This is a genomic window from Streptomyces sp. bgisy159 (assembly GCF_057707805.1).
Genome location: NZ_JBYIQX010000074.1, coordinates 1 through 16,613, shown reverse-complemented (window position 1 = coordinate 16,613; position 16,613 = coordinate 1). Strand labels below are relative to the sequence as shown.

Annotated in this window: 14 protein-coding genes; 4 read left to right on the top strand and 10 right to left on the bottom strand. The window is 70.2% G+C overall.

Annotated features, from left to right (window positions below):
• Positions 1-230: 230 nt before the first annotated feature.
• The 4 genes from AC3ET3_RS34990 to AC3ET3_RS34975 all read right to left on the bottom strand — a co-directional run bounded on the left by AC3ET3_RS34990 (position 231) and on the right by AC3ET3_RS34975 (position 5,759).
• Positions 231-1,202 (bottom strand): TniB family NTP-binding protein, encoded by a 972-nt coding sequence (locus AC3ET3_RS34990; protein WP_435613615.1) that lies wholly within the window; start codon positions 1,200-1,202, stop codon positions 231-233.
• Positions 1,203-1,279: 77 nt separating this feature from the next.
• Positions 1,280-3,397, bottom strand: coding sequence for a Mu transposase C-terminal domain-containing protein (locus tag AC3ET3_RS34985; protein ID WP_435613614.1), 2,118 nt, complete (start codon positions 3,395-3,397; stop codon positions 1,280-1,282).
• Positions 3,394-4,101 carry a TnsA-like heteromeric transposase endonuclease subunit gene (locus AC3ET3_RS34980; protein ID WP_435613613.1) on the bottom strand — a complete coding sequence of 236 codons (708 nt, stop codon included), beginning with the start codon at positions 4,099-4,101 and terminating at the stop codon, positions 3,394-3,396. The genes AC3ET3_RS34985 and AC3ET3_RS34980 overlap by 4 nt, the downstream gene beginning before the upstream one ends.
• A 233-nt stretch (positions 4,102-4,334) precedes the next feature.
• Positions 4,335-5,759: a TniQ family protein gene (locus tag AC3ET3_RS34975; RefSeq protein WP_435613612.1), complete on the bottom strand. Its 1,425-nt coding sequence runs from the start codon at positions 5,757-5,759 to the stop codon at positions 4,335-4,337.
• A gap of 785 nt (positions 5,760-6,544) precedes the next feature.
• On the opposite strand from AC3ET3_RS34975, the gene AC3ET3_RS34970 reads away from it, so the two are divergent.
• The 4 genes from AC3ET3_RS34970 to tpg all read left to right on the top strand — a co-directional run bounded on the left by AC3ET3_RS34970 (position 6,545) and on the right by tpg (position 10,552).
• The gene (locus AC3ET3_RS34970) at positions 6,545-6,835 is read left to right on the top strand and encodes a hypothetical protein (protein WP_435613611.1); all 291 of its coding nucleotides are present in this window, start codon (positions 6,545-6,547) and stop codon (positions 6,833-6,835) included.
• Between the two features lie 10 nt (positions 6,836-6,845).
• Positions 6,846-7,553: a helix-turn-helix domain-containing protein gene (locus tag AC3ET3_RS34965; protein ID WP_488191851.1), complete on the top strand. Its 708-nt coding sequence runs from the start codon at positions 6,846-6,848 to the stop codon at positions 7,551-7,553.
• A 211-nt stretch (positions 7,554-7,764) separates the two neighbouring features.
• Positions 7,765-9,984 carry a telomere-associated protein Tap gene (tap, locus tag AC3ET3_RS34960; protein ID WP_435613609.1) on the top strand — a complete coding sequence of 740 codons (2,220 nt, stop codon included), beginning with the start codon at positions 7,765-7,767 and terminating at the stop codon, positions 9,982-9,984.
• A gap of 10 nt (positions 9,985-9,994) precedes the next feature.
• The gene (tpg, locus tag AC3ET3_RS34955) at positions 9,995-10,552 is read left to right on the top strand and encodes a telomere-protecting terminal protein Tpg (RefSeq protein WP_069974927.1); all 558 of its coding nucleotides are present in this window, start codon (positions 9,995-9,997) and stop codon (positions 10,550-10,552) included.
• 96 nt (positions 10,553-10,648) lie between these two features.
• On the opposite strand, the gene AC3ET3_RS34950 is transcribed toward tpg, so the two are convergent.
• From AC3ET3_RS34950 to AC3ET3_RS34925, 6 genes are all read right to left on the bottom strand, one after another.
• Positions 10,649-10,978, bottom strand: a complete 330-nt coding sequence (locus AC3ET3_RS34950; protein WP_435613608.1) for a deoxyxylulose-5-phosphate synthase — start codon at positions 10,976-10,978, stop codon at positions 10,649-10,651.
• A 235-nt stretch (positions 10,979-11,213) separates the two neighbouring features.
• Positions 11,214-11,372, bottom strand: a complete 159-nt coding sequence (locus AC3ET3_RS34945) for a hypothetical protein (RefSeq protein ID WP_190047202.1) — start codon at positions 11,370-11,372, stop codon at positions 11,214-11,216.
• 260 nt (positions 11,373-11,632) lie between these two features.
• The gene (locus AC3ET3_RS34940; protein ID WP_069974925.1) at positions 11,633-11,839 is read right to left on the bottom strand and encodes a hypothetical protein; all 207 of its coding nucleotides are present in this window, start codon (positions 11,837-11,839) and stop codon (positions 11,633-11,635) included.
• Positions 11,836-12,681, bottom strand: coding sequence for an RNA polymerase sigma factor (locus tag AC3ET3_RS34935; protein WP_435613607.1), 846 nt, complete (start codon positions 12,679-12,681; stop codon positions 11,836-11,838). The genes AC3ET3_RS34940 and AC3ET3_RS34935 overlap by 4 nt, the downstream gene beginning before the upstream one ends.
• Before the next feature lie 291 nt (positions 12,682-12,972).
• The gene (locus tag AC3ET3_RS34930) at positions 12,973-15,648 is read right to left on the bottom strand and encodes a helicase associated domain-containing protein (RefSeq protein ID WP_435613606.1); all 2,676 of its coding nucleotides are present in this window, start codon (positions 15,646-15,648) and stop codon (positions 12,973-12,975) included.
• Between the two features lie 37 nt (positions 15,649-15,685).
• Positions 15,686-16,312 carry a hypothetical protein gene (locus AC3ET3_RS34925; protein ID WP_488191850.1) on the bottom strand — a complete coding sequence of 209 codons (627 nt, stop codon included), beginning with the start codon at positions 16,310-16,312 and terminating at the stop codon, positions 15,686-15,688.
• Positions 16,313-16,613: the final 301 nt, after the last annotated feature.

Genomic DNA, 16,613 nt, shown 5'->3' with positions numbered 1-16,613 from the left:
TGACGCTCGGAGGGGGGCTTGTTGGTGTACGGGGTGGCGGCTGGCCTGATGTGTTGCTGGTTCGCTGAGAGGCGGGGTGGGTGGCTGCGGTGGGGAGGCCGGGGTGCGTGAGCTGGGGGTATGTGTTCTGTGTGGAGGGCGGTTGAGCTCGTTGTAGGTGTCTCTAGCGTGAAAAGGCTCGGTTGGCGTTTGGGCTGGTCAGGGCTGTTTGGTGCTGGCGGGTGGTGGGGTTAGCGGCCTCGGGTGCGGGGGCGGTGGTGGGTTTCGGCGAGGTGGTCGAGGCGGATGGCTTCGAGTGATTGCTTGGTGATGCGTTCGGTGCCGTCGCAGATGGCGGTGATGGCGGCTTGGCGGATGAGTCGGGTGAGGCTTCCGATGCGGCCGGCGGTGCGCTGGTGTAGGTAGGGGGCGTGGCGGGGGAGGGTGCCGTTTTTGTGGTGGGTGAGGTCGAGGGCGTTTTCGATGTCGGTGATGACGTCGCGGAAGGGTTCGCGTGTTCCGTGGCGGGCGGGGAGGGGGCCGCAGGCGATGAGGGTGGCGCGTCCTGCGAGCTGGGCACCCCGGGTTCCGCTGAAGAGGGGGGTGTCGGGGAGGTTGATGCCGGCGTAGACGAACGTGGCGGGGAGGCGTTCGGTGAGGTCTTTGAGGAGGTCGGCGGCCTGGCTACCGGTGGTGGTGCGGGGGTTGAGGCGGTGGATTTCGTCGATGAGGACGAGTTGGATGCCGGCGGCGGTGTAGGTGTGGCAGACGGCGTCGGTGATCTGGGTCTGGGTCATGCGGGTGGTGGTGGGGATGCCGAGGTAGCGGGCGAATTCGGCTGTGAGGGTTTTCGCGGTGGCGCCGGGTGGGACGAGGACGTACGCCACGGGCACGGCGGGGTGCGCCGTGCCGGGCGGGGTGGGGTTTTTGCGGGTGTGGGCGAGGTGGCAGGCGCGGCCGACGTGGAGGAGGGCGGTGGTTTTGCCGGCTGCGGCGGGTCCGGTGACGATCAGTGAGGGCCGTGCGGTGGTCTGCTGGTGGCGGCCCAGGATCATCAGGGTGCGGACCTGGGTGGCGAGGGTGCTGATGGCGGGGGTGCGGATGGTGACGAACGCGGAGTGGTAGGCGAGGCGTTCCTCGGTGTTGCGGGGCGGGGCGCCGGGGCGGGGCGGGACGGGTGGGGCGGTGGTGGCGAAGCGGTGCCAGCCCTGCCAGGTGGTCAGGGGCCAGGACGGCTCGGCCGTGCCGCCGCCCCCGTCGGCGGTGGTGCTGGCCGGTGCGGTGCTCTGGGGGCGGGGGTTCACCACTTGTCGGCTTCCTCGTATGCGTCGTAGAGCCCGAATCCCGTGTAGGGGGCGGGGAGATCTGTTCCGTCGTCTTCGGTGTCGGGGTGGTCGTCGAGGTCGTCGATGCTGTCGTCTTCGTCCCACTCGGTCGGGTTGTCGGCGCCCGGTGCGCTGTCGTGCTGCGGGTCGCGGGCTGTGGGGAGGGGGACGTGGGTGGTGCGGGCCAGGAGGGCCTGTTCGGTTTTGGTGGCGTGGCCGCTGTGGACGCGGCGCATGAGCTGGTCGAGGGCGTCGGTGAGGTCGGCTTCGTATTGCTCGGCGTCGCCGCTGTTGCCGTGCAGGGCGAGTGTTCTGATGTGCTGCCAGGTGCGGTCGTCGAACGGCTGGTGGACGTGGTCGCGGTGGATCCACGGGATCTCAGTCAGCTCGCCGTCGGGCAGGCGGACCCAGATCTGGCGGACGTCGTGCGGGTTGTGGTGGATTTCCCATTTCCCGCTGCGTGCCGTGATGGGGGAGGGCTGGCCGCGGTAGGGGGCGAGGAGGTCCGCGTCGTAGGTGCGGTGGTGGATGCGGATGCCTGAGGCGGTGATGGCCTGCCAGCGCACGGGCAGCAGTTCGAGGTAGTCGTGGCCGGTCAGTGGGACGGGCACGTGTCCTGCGACGGCGACGAGCGCGGCCCACATCTGGTTCGGGGTGAGGGCTTTGCGGGGCATCAGTGGGTGGCGCAGGCCTTCGTGTGGGCGGTGGTGGTAGTGCACGAGCCATTCGTCGAGGAGGTCCTGCAGCTGGGGGACGCTGTAGCAGGCATCTTTCTCGGTGTCGGGGCCGCGGCGGGTGACGTCGGATCCGGTGTAGCCGGGCATGTGCTGGCAGTACAAGTGGTTGATGGTGCCGAAGGCACGCTCGACGATGCCTTTGGCGGTGGGAGCGAACGGCGGGGCGGGCTGGACGCTGATGCCGAGACTCTCGCAGGCGGCCGTGAAGGCCCGGGAGACGAAAACTTTGCCCCGGTCGACGATGATCGTCTCGGGCAGGACAACGGGCCGGGCCGCCGCCCCGGCCAGGCGCTCGTCCAGCGTGGTCAGCTGCTGGTGGGGGAGCGCGGGGGCGTGGTCCATGCGCAGGATGCTCGGCCAGGTGGGGCGGGCGGGGTGCGGGACGGCCATCTCCGCCAGCAGCAGGGCCGCGTCGACGGCTTTGGTCGCGCTGGGGCACAGGACGGCGGCGAGGATGGCACGGGTGGCGACGTCGATGGCGATGGTGAGTTCGGGGCGGACGAGGGTGCCGTCGTCGAAGAGGGCGAGGACGTCCAGACGGGTGGTGTCGACCTGGACCTGCTCGCCGGGCCGCAGGGCCGTGGTGGGGGTGAAGGCCCGCCCGTCGAAGCTGGCGGGAATGGGCCGGACAGGTCCGGTGGGCAGTTCGCCGGGGCGGGCGAGGGCGGTGACGAGCCGGTACAGCGTGGCCTGGGACGGCGCGGGCACCGTACCGGGCCCGTGCCGGTCTTCAAGGATCTGGTTGATCAGCGGAAACAGGCCGTTGATGGTGCCTTTGGAGCGGCCGCGCCGGCGGCGCAGCGCTTCGCGGACCGCGGCGACGATTCGTTCGTCGGCCCGCCCAGTGGGACTGGGAGCGCGCGTGCTGCGGTGGTCGAGGAGCCCCCACAAACCTTGTTTGCGGTAGGCGAGCCGCATGCGCTGCACCGTCGTGCGCGACACCCGGCCGAATCCGAGCGCGGTCAGTTCCTCGGCCTTGGCCTGCTCGCGCTCGGCCAGCGTGTGCCGCTCGGGGTCGTACTGCGGCCGCACGGTTCCTTCGCTACCGGGCCCGCCGGCAAGCCCGCACTCGACTTCCCGCACGTGCCGCTGCCAGGCCAGTGCCTTCTCGCGCGCCGCGGCGGGGGCGGTCTCGAACAGCCCCCACTGCGGGGCCGCTTGGGGTACGCCGGCCCCGATGACGGTGAAGCCGGGGTCTGCGAACAGGTGCCCGGTGAGCACCACCTGGCCGCCGCCGTCCGGGCCGAGGAGGTGGATGTCGTGCCCGGCCAGGGCGACCACCTGCCACTTCACCCCGCGGAACCGGACGTGAGCTCCGACCTTCACGGCTGGCCGGGCATTGCGCCGCGCGCTCATCCGGCACCTCCCGTCGTTCCGGGGCCGCTGCAGTCCGGCGGGCCGACGAGGATGCGTTCGTGCAGTGGTGTTTCCAGGTTGGTCGTCAGCTGTCTGTGCCACAGGGCGTTAAAGACGGCGGGCAGGACCTCGATCGGGTCGCCAGCCGCTTCGGCGCCTTCCAGCAGCGGCCGCGGCCGCGCGAACGCATCGAGGACTGCCGCCGTCAGCCCGGGGCGGCCGGCGTTGCGGGGGTGGCGGTAGCCGGCCAGCCATTTCAGGTTGGCGGCCAGGACGTCGTCGAGCGGTGGGAGACGCCGGTAGGTCCAGCCGATCTGCGCGCACGCTTCCGTCACGGCTTCGGCGGCCTTCATCGCGCGTTCGCCGCCGGCGTCAGGGTGGCTGGGGCAGTCGGCGAGCAGGGCGGTGCCGTCGGCGTAGCGGGCGAAGATCTGCGGCACCCAGGAACGGTCCTGCCCGCGGGGGGTGTGCCACAGTAGCCGTACCGGCCGCCCCGCCAGGGCGGTCACGTTCGGGTCGCGGTCCAGCTTCATCAGCTGGGTGCGCATCGCGTTCGAACCGGCGGCCACGTGCCGTCCGGTGGTGGCCGACCACCACAGGCCCGGTCCCCACCGCCGCCCCGGGATCACCGGGAACGCGGACACCGGTGCCAGGTCCTCGAATGCCACGGCGAGGGCGGCGTCCGCCCACCGCTGCTGGACCACCTGTCCGACGGGGTCGAGAAAGACCGCCTCGAACCCGGTAGGGCGACCGGCCGCCACCCGCCCTGCCCGGCTTCCTGGCCCGGCCGTATCTGCGTTGATCACCTGCTTCAGCCAAGCCGTATCCGCCTGCAGCGACCTGGTTTTGGGGATTCCTGCCACGAACGGGTACCGCGTGCGCTAACGGTTGACGAGCCCCCTTCTGGCGGCTGCTCCGCGCTTCCCGAAGCGGGTCTTCAGCCGTCGTCTTCCTGGCCGGCCGTCAGCATGTTCATCAAGGCATCGGGAGACATGTCCGCCCACTGGGCGACCTCTTCCAGGGGCATCCCGGCGTTCACCGCGGCCAGGGCGGTCCGCTTCCAGGCGTTCTCGATCAGACCGGCGCTATGGCGGAGGCTGCGCAGAAGCTGCCGGGCGACGTCGGCGGTGGGCCCAGTCTGCGCTCCGCGCAGCTGGAGCAGCTGTTCCTCGGCGCTCTCGATCGCCCGGGTGATCAGCGCCCGCTGCTCGGCGGGCACCGCAGCCCGCCACATCCTGCCCGATCCGGGCGCCTTCTTCTCCTTGCCCAGCACCCTCAGCTGCCCGGCCATGGTCGTGCTCTGGTGCTCCTGGCGCAGCCACCAGGGATCGTTGTCGTATCCGGGGGGTCCGCCCGCGCCGCGGCGCAGGCGGATGACGCTGCCCATCCAGGAGGTCAGCGGGCCGCCGTAGTCGGTAGCCGCCAGCGGCCCCAGCCACGGCCGGCCGACCCGCTCACCGAGCCGGCGGCAGAACATCCCGTCGGCGGGCAGCGCCCGCGGCTGTCCAGCGCCGCTGTCTGCCCACGCCAGCTGGGCCATGGCCGGGTCCAGCAGAGCGTCGGCGACGGTCACCACCTCGGGGAAGACGACCGCGTCCCGCCCCACGATCCGCCACCGCTCTAGATCATCCCCGGCGTTTCCGCCCGCGACCTGGTGCAGGCGCCGCGGCCAGATCGTTTCCTGTTCCCAGTGCAGGGCCTGCTCCCACCATCGGGCCACCACCGCGTGCGCCAGGGCGAACACCCGCTCCGGCTCGGCCCCGGCCCGCGCCGCCCGCCGCGCCACCCCGGCCCACCGCCGCTGCGCCGCCACTACCTCCGGCAGGCCACGCAGGTCGAGGTGCTCCAGTGGCTGGTTGGCGTCCGCGTCCAGCAGCCACCGCCCATGCCGAACACACGCCCGCTCCCACCGCGGCGCGTACCGCACCACCCGCACGGCCGTTCCCGTGCGCCGGGCCGCGCACAGGCGGCAGCCGAAGGCGACCGGCCCGGCGACCGCGCCGCCGGTCCGCCACGCCGCCGCCGGCACCCCGTTCTTTCCGGCCGACAGCTTGGAGTCCTCCTGTCCCCAGGACGGCAACGCCCGGGCCAGGACGTCTTCCTCGACGCCGCACAGGCCTGCCAGGAGCTGCCGTCCGGCTGCGTTCAGCAGCACCTCGGCGTCGGCCCGCGCGCCCCCGCCGTCGTGCCCCGGCGGGTAGTTGCGCCACTGCCAGCACGACCGCAACGCCTTCGCTTCCATCCCATAGCGGCTCGCGGTGCGGCAGATCAGCGACGCCGTCGTCTCCCCGGCGAAGGGTGCTACACGGAAGATCCCAGGAGGGAGACTGCCGCCCTGGACCATCCCGTCGGCGTCAGCCATGTCGGCTGTATTCCCCACTCTCTGCTCCTGGCGGATCCGGCTGTCTGCGGCCACAGCGCCGGTCTGGGCGGGCGCGGAGCCAGGGTGTGTGCCGGAGACCGCGTGGTGGCTGACGCGGATACGGGTGAAGCCGATGCCCCAGCCGACGTGGCGTGGGGATCGGCTTCACCCGGGGCTGGTGCGCCAACACCGGCCCTCCCTGCTGCGGTGGTTGGAGCCAGTAGCAATCAGGGCAGGCAGGCCGTACGGCTGCCTGTGATGAGAAGTCTGCCTCCCTAGGCAGGGAGACTATCGAAGCCAGAAGGCACAAAACTGAATCAATGCAGGTCAATGCTCTGCCGTAGGTTTCCTTCAATCGGGTGAAGGGGCTGACTGAAACGTACCTGTTGCACGGTCCCAGACCACAACCCCACCTGCCCTGACCTGCGTCTTTACTGGCTTTTCGGTGTACTCACGACTGTCAGCCAGCCGTGGTAGGACGGCACGCAACGCTGTGACCTGCACGTTTTTATCTGTCCGGGCCATCCCGGGCCGCTTCGGCAGGCCCGACATCGTCGTGGACGGCACTCCCTTCATGAAGAAGTGCACATTGGCGCGCTGGTGAGGCAATTGCTTGACGGCCTCCCAGGAGTGTCGTAGGGGCTGGGAAACTGTGCCGCAGTAGCAGCCCGTTCGTGCGCTGGGAGCGCCAACTCCCGCTTGACGCACGCCTGGGCCACAGGTTGGAGCCAGATAGCACCGTCCGGCGATCGGCAGGTCGCCGGACGGTAGTCAGGAGAATGTTGATGGGCAGCAAGCCCTCTGCCGCGCCGAATTCCGCGGCCGTCGCGTCGGTGTCGTCCGACCACGTCGTGAGCTGCGGTCGGTTCGGGATGCCGCACGCGTGCGTGATCATCGCGTTCGTCGTCACTGCGGCCTTCCTCGCTCCTCGCCCGCACACCGTCCAGGACGTCCTGCAGTTGCTTGCGGGAGCGGGCGGCATCGGCGCTGCGATCGTCGCCCTGGCCGTCGTGCCGGGCCGCGGCGCGGGCCGTCTCAGCCGTCTCGTGCGCGCCTACTTCAGCGCCGGGAACTGAGGCGAAGACCATGGGACGCCGTGAGAACCCCGTCGACCGCACTGTGCCGGAGAATGCGAAACTCGCCGGCTTCTTGCGCGCACGCCGGCACAACGCCCAGATGACCTACAAGCAGATGGCCGCACGAAGCGCAGTGGTGTCGGCTGCGACATTCGAGCGCGCTGCTTCCGGTGCGGTCGTGCCGTCCTGGGAGACTGTCCAGGAGTTCATTCTTGCGACCGCCGGCGAGGGCGACTTCCACCCCGAGTTCTTCATGGACCGTGCCCGCCAGCTCTGGATCAGAGCCCGACGGGCCACGCGGGCTCCCTTCTACGTCCGCCAGGCACCCGATCCCACGCTGCTGTCCAGTCTGGCAGACCTCGTGCGCGCACTGCGACACCAGCATGTGTGGGCCGGCTACCCAACGCCCGGCGAGATGGAGCGCATGTCCGGGCCCGGCATCCTGCCCCGGCCCACCGCGCGTCGCATCATCGAGGGCGACGCGCTGCCGGTCGACCCGCAGCAGGCCATTGCTTTCCTGAAGGCCTGCTACGTCGTCAGGGCAGCGGAACTTCAGCCGTGGCTTGCCTCGGCGGTCCGCATTCTGCGGGACGTCCCGTCACGCTCGAGGAGCCTGGACAGCTGGGTCCGGGCCCACGAGCAGATGGTCTGGCAGGCTCAGACCGAATCGGCCGCACAGGCCCCACCACCGCCCTCCCAGGACAGACGGGCCGCATAGAGGCCCCCGAAGAGGCAGCGAGGCCGGAGGGAAGACGGAGGGTCTGGGGCAATCCGATCTCGCGTGCTGCAGACCCGGGCCGGTACTGCCGAAGCCCGAGGGCGCCCCTTCCCAGGGGGCAACTGTGCCACCAACCGCCGTTTACGGGATCCGTACGCGTTTGGTACGCGAAACGTGCGCTTCACGCTAGGGTCGGGACTGGAGGTGCTGCATGTCCGAGCTGTTCGACGCGGTCGACGCCCTGGTCGCGTCCCGCTCCCCGTTGCCGCCCCCGGCGGAACGCAAGCGGCTGCGCCAGGCGCACGGGCTGACGCTGGACGAGGTGGCCGCCGCACTGCAGGTGCGGCGCGCGACGGTCAGCGGCTGGGAGGCCGGCAAGACCGAGCCGCGGCCACCGGAGCGCGACGCATACGCCCGCATGCTCAAGCAACTAGCCCAGCTCTACCCCGCAGGCGCGCCGGTGCCCCCTGAGGAGACGGCGATCCCCGAGACGCCTGCCGTTCCAGCCGCTCCTGCGCCATCGGCAGTTGAACCGGTCCAAGCCTGCACCGCACCCACAGGCCCGGCTACGGAGCCCGCGAACACTGCACTTCGCCCCGCTGCCCCTGCCGCTGTACCGCGCCCGGCGGTCACGTCAGGGCCTTCTTCGCGGCGCCCGGCCGCGAAGAAGGCCGCCCCCGCCAGCACCCCGGTGGGCGGTGCCGATCCGCGTTTCGAGAACGGGCCGCTCGCGGTCGTCGACGTCGAGGACGGTCAGGCGTACGCGTACTGCGTCGGCGGCCTGGTCCTGGACGTACCGGCGAAGTCGATCCCGGCCCTGGTGGAGTGGACGCTGCGCGAGGCGAAGCTCGGCCAGCCGAAGTTGTCCGGGCCGGGCAAGGATGCCGACCCGCTGATCGTGCTGACCGAGGCGGCGTGCGAGTACTACGGCCTGCCCGTCACGCTCACCCAACAGGAGCGCCTGGCCGGGCGGCTGCCGGAGGGCCACAAGGTCATCAAGCAGCTGACGCGTGCCCACTGGCAGCTGACCAAGCGCGGCTTCGGGCCGTGGGCGAGGATCTACCGCCCCGCGCAGGGCGCGGAGCGCTCCTGCGTGCAGTTGTGCATCCCGTCGTGGGACGCGCTCGACACCCGGCACTGGGCCGACGCCGGGCAGTTGCCGCCGGCGGACCTGGCCCGGCTGCTGAGCACGTATGCGGCCCGCGTGATGACGCCGCGCGGATCCACCGCCGTGACCGGTCTGGAGCTGATGACCGCCCTGCACCCGCCGACCCGCGCCTCCGAACCGGACGCGACGGGCAAGCGGCACTCCGAGCACAACCCCAACTCGCTGGGTAAGGATCCGGTGGACTGCGCGCCGTGCGAGGCACCCGACGGGCACCCGGTCCTGGCGGACCTGCCGCGCTTCCACCACCGCACCCCGGCCGAGGTCCTGGTGGAGGAGGCGTACGACTGGGCACGCCCGCTCACCGACGCCGAATGCCTTCGCCTCCACCTTGTGGGCATCGACGTGAACATGGCCTTCGCCGCCGGGGCGAACGGCCTCACGGTCGGCCTGGGTGCGCCGACGCACGTCAAGAACCCCGTCTTCGATCCGAAACTGCCCGGCTCCTGGCTGGTCGACCTGAGCCACGTCGACCTGTCCCGTGTGAAGCTCGCCAAGCAGTGGACGGACCTGGACGGCGAGCTGCTGCCCAGTCCGTTCACACCGAAGGGCGAGCGCCCGACGGGTCCGGCCTGGTACGCCACGCCGACCGTGGCGTACGCGGTGGAGCTCGGCTACGACGTCGCGCCGATCGAGGCGTGGGTGCGCTACGACAACGGCCGTTACCTGGACGCCTGGTACCAGCGGCTGCGCGATGCCTACCTCGCCACGATGGCCGACCTTGGCGTGCACGCGGACATGCCGCCGGCCGACTTCCTCGCGGCCATGGACGGCTACCGGCACCGTGACCCCCAGCTGGCGATCGTGGTGTCCGCGATCAAGGCGACCGTGAAGGGCGGCATCGGCAAGCTGCGCGAGCGCCCGCGCGGGGAGGGCTGGAAGCCCGGGCAGCCGTGGCGGGCCCTTGCCCGGCCCACCTGGCGCCCGGACATCCGCGCCGCCGTCATCTCCCGGACCCGGATCAACATGCACCGCAAGATCGTCAAGCACGCTGCCTTCACCGGTCAGTATCCGGTGGCCGTCCTCTCGGACTGTGCCGTCTACGCGTCCGACGGGCCGTCGCCGCTGGACTTCCTGCCCTACCGGGACGGCAAGCCGCTGCCCGGCGGCTTCAAACTCGGAGTGAACCCGGGCCTGGTGAAGTGGGAAGGCACCCAGAGCGTGCTGTGGGGCGAGGGGGTGCGCGAGCGGTTCAACGCCCCGGAGCTCAACCTCGCCCGGTACATCAAGGACGGCACCGTCACCGACCAGGACACCGGAGAGTAGGCGGAGCGCGATGAGCATGTTCGGGGACGGCCTGGACGCCGCGGTGCAGAGGGCGTTCACCCGCCCGGTGCCCAAGAGCGCGCCCGCGCAGATGCGGTACCTGGTCAAGCAGCTCAAGGGCACCAAGGCGGTTGCCCAGATGCTCCGGATCTCCCAGCGCACCGTAGAGCGGTACGTGAAGGACCAGATCAAGAAACCGCGCCCAGACCTCGCCGCCCGGCTGGAGCGCGAGGTGAGGGCCCGCTGGCAGCCGCAGATCCGGGCGAAGGCCCGCGAGAAGGCGGCGACCATTGGCGGAATCGTCATCGACACCCGCGCCCGCCTCGGTTACACCGCGCCGATCGGGTCGACGGACCAGGACCGCATCCGGCACCTGACGGTCGCCCTGCCGCCCCGCTACGCCGCCCGCCTCTTCGACGCCCAAGAGCGGGGCGCCAGCGACCAGCAGTTGCGGGAGATCGCCGCCGAAGCGCTCAAGGAGGTGTACTTCCAGGACGGTGGCCGCCGTGCTGGCAGCCTGGAAGAGGTCCGCTTCACCGATATCGAACACCTCGACTTCGAGCTGTAGCCCCCGAGCAGCGAGCTCCGTCGACCACATGGTGTGACTGAGCACTTCAGTTGGCCAGTGAGTGCTCGAGTTGGCCGGCTGAGCGTTCAGTAGACGTCATGACACATCACGCCGTACGAGCGCCTTGGCAACCGGCGTACCGCTGCGCCGCGCGTATGTCATCCGTTCGCGCACGTCGCGCAGCGTTCGGGGCCGGTATCCGGGTCCGCCGCAGCAGCTCTTGTGGAAGCCCACGCCTGCGTTCAGCAGCACGGTGAGGGCCCGCCATGCCGCGACGTCTCGCCGCCGGGGCGCCGCGAAGGCTGATCCTGCGTGGATCATCGGCTTCGCACAGCGCGGACAGATCCGCTGCCTCGCCCTGTCGTGGGGCTGCTTGTACGAGACCCGGCAGGAGAGGCAGACGTACGAGGTTTTCCCATTGGCCACCTGCTCAGCTTAAAGATCGCTCAGGGAGCTGGCCAGCAGTATTTCGTGCGCTGGAGACCTCGGCTGGGATGGATGAGTCCGTCCCGCTCAACTGGCCAACTGAAGTGCTCAGTCACACATGGATGTGGCTGAGCACTTCAGTTGGCCAGTGAGCAGCCGACTTGGCCGATTGAGCGTCCGGGCTGGCCCTGAGGTGTCAGCCCGGACGCCAGGGCGCAAGCAACTGGTGTCCCCCTCAGCTTCCGTAGGTGACGAGCAGGATGAAGCCAACACCGAAAACCGCGAACAGCAGTAGGCAGCCGAGGAACTGCCGAGCCTGGGCTTCCGATCGCGCGGCTTCGTGCCGGGCGATGCCCCGGGCCACTCCTCGCGCGATCTTCTCCTCGTCGTCCACGTCCGCTCTCCTCATGTCAGGCGGTCACGATCCGTGGCAGCAAACCACAGGTCACCAGTTCCATCGACAATCACCTGGGCGGTGCAAGGTCATCGGTGTGCGGGCAGCTGCACTTCGGACAGCCGCGAGGCGTCGCCACTGATCGGACGTTGTGCTCAACCGGCCAACTGAAGCGCTCAGTCACAATGGACGCGCCGGTCGGACTGTGTGGTGGGGCCCCGGGCCGGCCGGGGGTCCGGTCGGCCCGATGTACCCCTGCCTCACGTCACGGCCGGGACCAGCACGGCCAGCAGCGCGATGAACAGCGTCATGACGCTGAAGAACACGAAGCCGCCGCGACCGATGGCCGTGGAGACCGACGAGCCCCCCTCGCGGGAGACGCTGTAGCCGATCAGACCTGCGACGGCGGAGACGGCCGCGAGGGCGACCAGAGCCAGAAGAAGGATCAGGAGGTTCTGCACGCTCACACCGCACCCCGCTGCTGGTGCCCGCGGGAGACGGCCTTCGTGTGCAGCTCCTCCGGGATCCAGATCCGGCGCTCGCGGGCCGCCTGGTACAGGGCCGTCCTGAATCGCGACCTCCGCTTGCGGACGGTGGCGCTGGTGAGCTTCAGCCGCTCGGCAATCTCGGAGTCCGGGAAACCCATGACCGTCAGGCGCACGACCGCCTGCGTCTCCGGCGCCTGCTCCTCGAGGATGTCCTCGAAGTCCGTGCTGAACACTTCCGACTCGATCTCGTAGCTGGTGGCCCGCAGCAGCCCGCCGATACCGGCATCGTTCGCGGCATCCTCCGTGAGGTCGTACACGGCGTGCAGCCGCGCCCAGCTGACCCGCTGCCTGGCCCACCTCACATACGCGCGCCGGAAGACCCACACGCACTGGCCGATGAAGTACGACATCAGGCTGCAGGCGCCGCGCGGTCCGTTGTAGTCCGCCGTCCAGCCCCGCCCGCTCTGCAGGTCGCGGCGGAACTTGCGCATCGCCTCGGCGAGCACGTCGACCATGATGACGTCCCGCTCCGCACTGCTGCTACGCAGCAGCAGCATGTCGTCCTCGTGGACGAAGAACTTCCAGCCGCGGCTCTTGCACTGCTTCAGGGCGAGCCGGGCCAGCGTGCCCTTGCGGAGCATGCCGAGCAGGATCGGCTCGGCCTCCCGGTACAGCTCGATCTCGAACACCTCGTAGGCCAGCCCCTCGAACCCACCGCAGGCCAGCTCCTCGATTCGCGCGGCGTCCTGCTCGATTCGCGCCGTACCTTCCCCGCCCAGCACCGCGTCGATGGTCTCGACGATCTCTGCATCCACACTCATGGCATAAGCCCCCTCGTCGTGGTCTGCCCCCGATCCCCGACGACTTCTTTAAGTCGCGCGAGTGAGCTGCGGAGCAGATCGCTTGTTGTACGGGCTTATGTGCAGGGGAAGTTGGCGAACGTGACACGCCAGCTGAAATATTTTTTCCGCGAGGCTCAAAAGCAATCTGCGGGTCCGCAAATGCTCCACGGACCCGCAGTCGAAATCTTGCACCCGGCATTGACTGGACGAGCGCAGGCCCTCACCCTGTACCAGGGATCAGGACCGTGCTTTGACGATCAGCCGGCGTGTTCACACCCACTGCATGCCGAGCTCCCGTAGCGCGTTCAGCTGGTCCTGGGTGAGCTTGTCCCGCCTCGACTTGGTGTTCGAGATCCATACGCCCAGCTTGACGCTCACCGGCTCCGTCTCGCCGTCGATCGTGATCTCTTCGCTGTGGCCCCTTGGCACCGGCCGGTGGGCGCCTTCCCGCTCCACCCATTGCGCGAGGGCCGCCAGGCCCCGCTGGAATGCCTGCTGCGCCTTGCCCTGCCCCTTCGTCGCACCCTTGGTGGCCGGGGCGGGAGACGGCGCCTCCACGGGCGTGACGCCCAGCTGGGACAGTCGCTCCTGCTGCTCGGGCAGGAGCCGCGCCCAGGTGGTCGGCTGCTTCTGTTGCTGGAGCCATCGTCCGATGTCGTCGCCGTCCATGAGCACGCCGGGTGCGATGTCGGGCAGGTGGCCGTCGGCGTCGACGAGGTCGGTGAGGACGCGGTAGTGGCGTTGCCAGTCCAGTGGCCACGGGCAGTCCCAGTCCTGGTCGATCTCCGTGAGCTGCGTGGCGCGTACGGCGGCCCGCTCCGGGTCCTTGCCCAGGCCGTTCTTCGCGCCCTTCCGCCGGAGGTTGGCCATGTGCTGCCCGACGGGCACCATCGCCTCGCCCTCGCCCCACAGCGCGTCCTGACGCGGCGCGAGGTGCCCGGTCGCCCGCCGGTACGACCGGAGCGCGGCGAGCTTGGACTCCCACGCTTCCTCGCCCGGCTCCCAGACCATCCCGGCCTCCGGCGCGTCCAGGAGGACCTTGCGCCGGTCCTCCAGCTCCCCTGCCCGCAGTGCCTTGCGCTGCTGGTGCACCCATCGGCCAAGCGGAAACGCCTTCGTCGCCCCGACTTCGACCTCGACGTCGTAGGGCACGGCGTAGACGCCGGTGATCTCGTTCTCCGCGCGCCAGCGGATCAGGGCCTGGTAGCCCTCCAGCCACACCAGGGACTCCGGGCGGTAGACCCGGGTGCGCAGGAAAGCCGCGATGGTCGCCGCGTCGCGCGGGCTGGAGAAGTGAAGCAGGGCCGACTCGGCAGCGGCGTCGGTGTCGTCCTGCTCCTGGTCCTCGCCCTCGCCCTCTGCGCCGGCCCCGACGATCCGCCCGTCCTCATCGCGCTGAAGGTGGACCTTGCGCTTGCCGCTGGTGAGGGCGCGGGAGGCGAGCTGCTCGACCAGGCGCTCATCATGCGAGCGCAGGCCTTGCAAAACGGCTACAAGGGGGCGGAACGAGGCGCTGGCGACCATGTCGGTGGGGTCCTCGCCGGGCTCCAGGAACACCGGCACGATGATCCTGGCCACCTTCGTGCTGCCGTCCTTGTTGAGCCTCAGCGCGCGACCGATGTTCTGCACGATCTCCACCTGGGAGCCGCGGGTGTCCGCGAAGCAGACGGCCTCGACTCCCCGCTCGCCGGTGATGTCCACGCCTTCCCCGAGCACGCGAACGCTGGCGAGGAAGGCGCGGTGCACCCGGCGCCCGGCGGCGTCGATGCCGTTGGCGAACTGCCTGATGACCTCGCGCCGCTCGGTCACGAGGTGGTCGCCGCACAGCCACGCCGACCACACCCGGTCCGGCGGTACGTGGCGGCCGGCCTCGAGCTCGTAGAACTCCGCGTCGATGGAGGACTTCGGCAGCTTGTCGGCGGCGGCCAGGTCGTCGTCGGTGGCGTCGTTGACGTACAGCTCGGCAGCGGTCTGAGGCAGCTTCTCCGCGAACGCCGCGGCCTCCTCCACCTTCTGGTGGAACGTCATGACGGTCTTGAGGTTCCACTTCGCCGCGTGCTCCAGGAGCGCGGTCTGCAACAGCGCCAGGCGTCGGCCGCGCCGTGCTTCCTCGGACTCCCCGAGGACGGGGGAGGGGTCGCGGATCTCCAGGACGTCGATCTCGAACCCGGCGAGGATCTCCCGCTCGATCGCCTCCGAGAGCCCGAGCTCGGCGAGCCACGCGCCGTAGGTCCCGTTCGGGTCGTCGGCCATGGTCGCGATCTCCAGCTCCTGGCCGTCCGCGCCCTTCTGCGGGCGGGCCGCGGCGAGGATGCGCGGGGTCGCGGTCAGGTAGAGCCGGAAGTCCGCCGGGATCCGCTGGTTGTCGTGGATCGCCGCCCACGGACGACCAAGATCACCAGCGGTGCCGTGCGCCTCATCCACGATCGCGAGGTCGAAGCCGTCCATGCGCTGGCCGTAGAGCCGGTCTCCGCCCGCCAGAGCGGCCTCCAGCGGCCCGCGAACCTTCCGCTGGCCCTCGGGTGCGTCGATGTCCTCGCGGTCCACGAGAGAGGCGTACGTGGCGAACACGACGACCGGCCCATGCCCGGCCCACAGGGCCAGTTGGATCGGGTTGGTGGTGGTCCGCACGCCCAGCTCCTTGAGCACCGGGTCGTTCTCCAGCGAGCACACCGCGACCATCGGGGCTCGGTGCCCCACCGCCCGCCACGCCTGGGCGGTCTGCGCGAGCAGGTCCAGGGTGGGCACGGTCACGAGGATCCGGCCGTCCGCGAAGCTCTCCAGCGCGCACGCGGCGGCCGTGATCGTCTTGCCCGAGCCGGTCGCTGACACGATCGTGCCCCGGGCACCCTGCGGGGGCACAGATGACCTTGAAGGGAATCCCACCCACCTGCGAAACGCGGAGCGCTGATCGACCTGGTGTTCCTTGAGCTGAATCGCCGACATTTACTTACCTCCCCGAGCGGTCAATTCCTGTGGTCTTTCAGAGGGCCGCGTGCGGAATGCAGGCCGCGCCCAAGTTGTTCCAGATCGACGCATCCGCCTTGTGCCAGCCGCCCGGCTTTCCGTCCTTGAACGGCGGCTTGTCGTCCGGGTCGTAGTGCCCGGCCTCACGCGTGCAGACCACGACACCCCCGTCCGCGTTCCGCGTCCGGGCCGTGCACAGACCGCCGGCCTCACCCAGCGCCTCCAGCACCTGGCGCCGCGCCGTCGTGTGCGGATGGGTGCCCGGCAGCACGGCCTCCCGGACGAACCTCTCCAGCCGCACCAGGTCGGCCCGCTCACGCTGCCTCACGTCCGCGATGTGTACGGCCAGTTCAGCGGCACCGGACGACCGGCCGCCGCGCCGGGGCCACTCCCGGTCCGCGATGCCCACCAGGGCCTCGCTCACGGCCGTCACGCCGTCATCCCAGCCGTCCGAGAACAGCGGGCCCCGAGAGGCCGGCGCCATGCCGCCCAGCTCCACCACCTGGCACTGCGCCCCAGCGACCGCCCCGGCCTCCAGTGCGGCCACCAGGTCGTCCGCCTCGCTCGCGGGCACTCCCTGTGCCTCCAGGAGCGCGAACACCTTCAACCGGGCGTTCACGCCCGCCGTCTGGTACTGCGTCACCCGGCGCACAGAATCGCTGCTCAGCGCGGGATCGGGTCCGGTAGATTCGTGGTGACCGGTCATCTACGGTCGTTCCTTCGGAATTCTGGGGAGTTCCCGGCTGGTTGGGGGGTGTCTCGTGTTTCCGCCAACGGTACATGCTGCATCAACCTGATGCACGCGGTACACTAGAACCCACACGAACGAGCGACCCCCACTCCCTTGTAGCCAGCCCGGCCCGCGACAGCGGGCTCCAAGGTTCTGGAGGCGCAGCCGGAAGGACCGTCAGGCGGGGGAGCGCCATGCGCTCCCCAACTTCCTT

What these genes read in the sequence shown, in the direction of transcription:
- AC3ET3_RS34985 (WP_435613614.1), bottom strand. Translation starts at nt 3,397, where the DNA reads ATGAGCGCGCGGCGCAATGCCCGGCCAGCCGTGAAGGTCGGAGCTCAC.
- AC3ET3_RS34975 (WP_435613612.1), bottom strand. Translation starts at nt 5,759, where the DNA reads ATGGCTGACGCCGACGGGATGGTCCAGGGCGGCAGTCTCCCTCCTGGG.
- AC3ET3_RS34970 (WP_435613611.1), top strand. Translation starts at nt 6,545, where the DNA reads ATGGGCAGCAAGCCCTCTGCCGCGCCGAATTCCGCGGCCGTCGCGTCG.
- AC3ET3_RS34965 (WP_488191851.1), top strand. Translation starts at nt 6,846, where the DNA reads ATGGGACGCCGTGAGAACCCCGTCGACCGCACTGTGCCGGAGAATGCG.
- tap (WP_435613609.1), top strand. Translation starts at nt 7,765, where the DNA reads ATGTCCGAGCTGTTCGACGCGGTCGACGCCCTGGTCGCGTCCCGCTCC.
- tpg (WP_069974927.1), top strand. Translation starts at nt 9,995, where the DNA reads ATGAGCATGTTCGGGGACGGCCTGGACGCCGCGGTGCAGAGGGCGTTC.
- AC3ET3_RS34935 (WP_435613607.1), bottom strand. Translation starts at nt 12,681, where the DNA reads ATGAGTGTGGATGCAGAGATCGTCGAGACCATCGACGCGGTGCTGGGC.
- AC3ET3_RS34930 (WP_435613606.1), bottom strand. Translation starts at nt 15,648, where the DNA reads ATGTCGGCGATTCAGCTCAAGGAACACCAGGTCGATCAGCGCTCCGCG.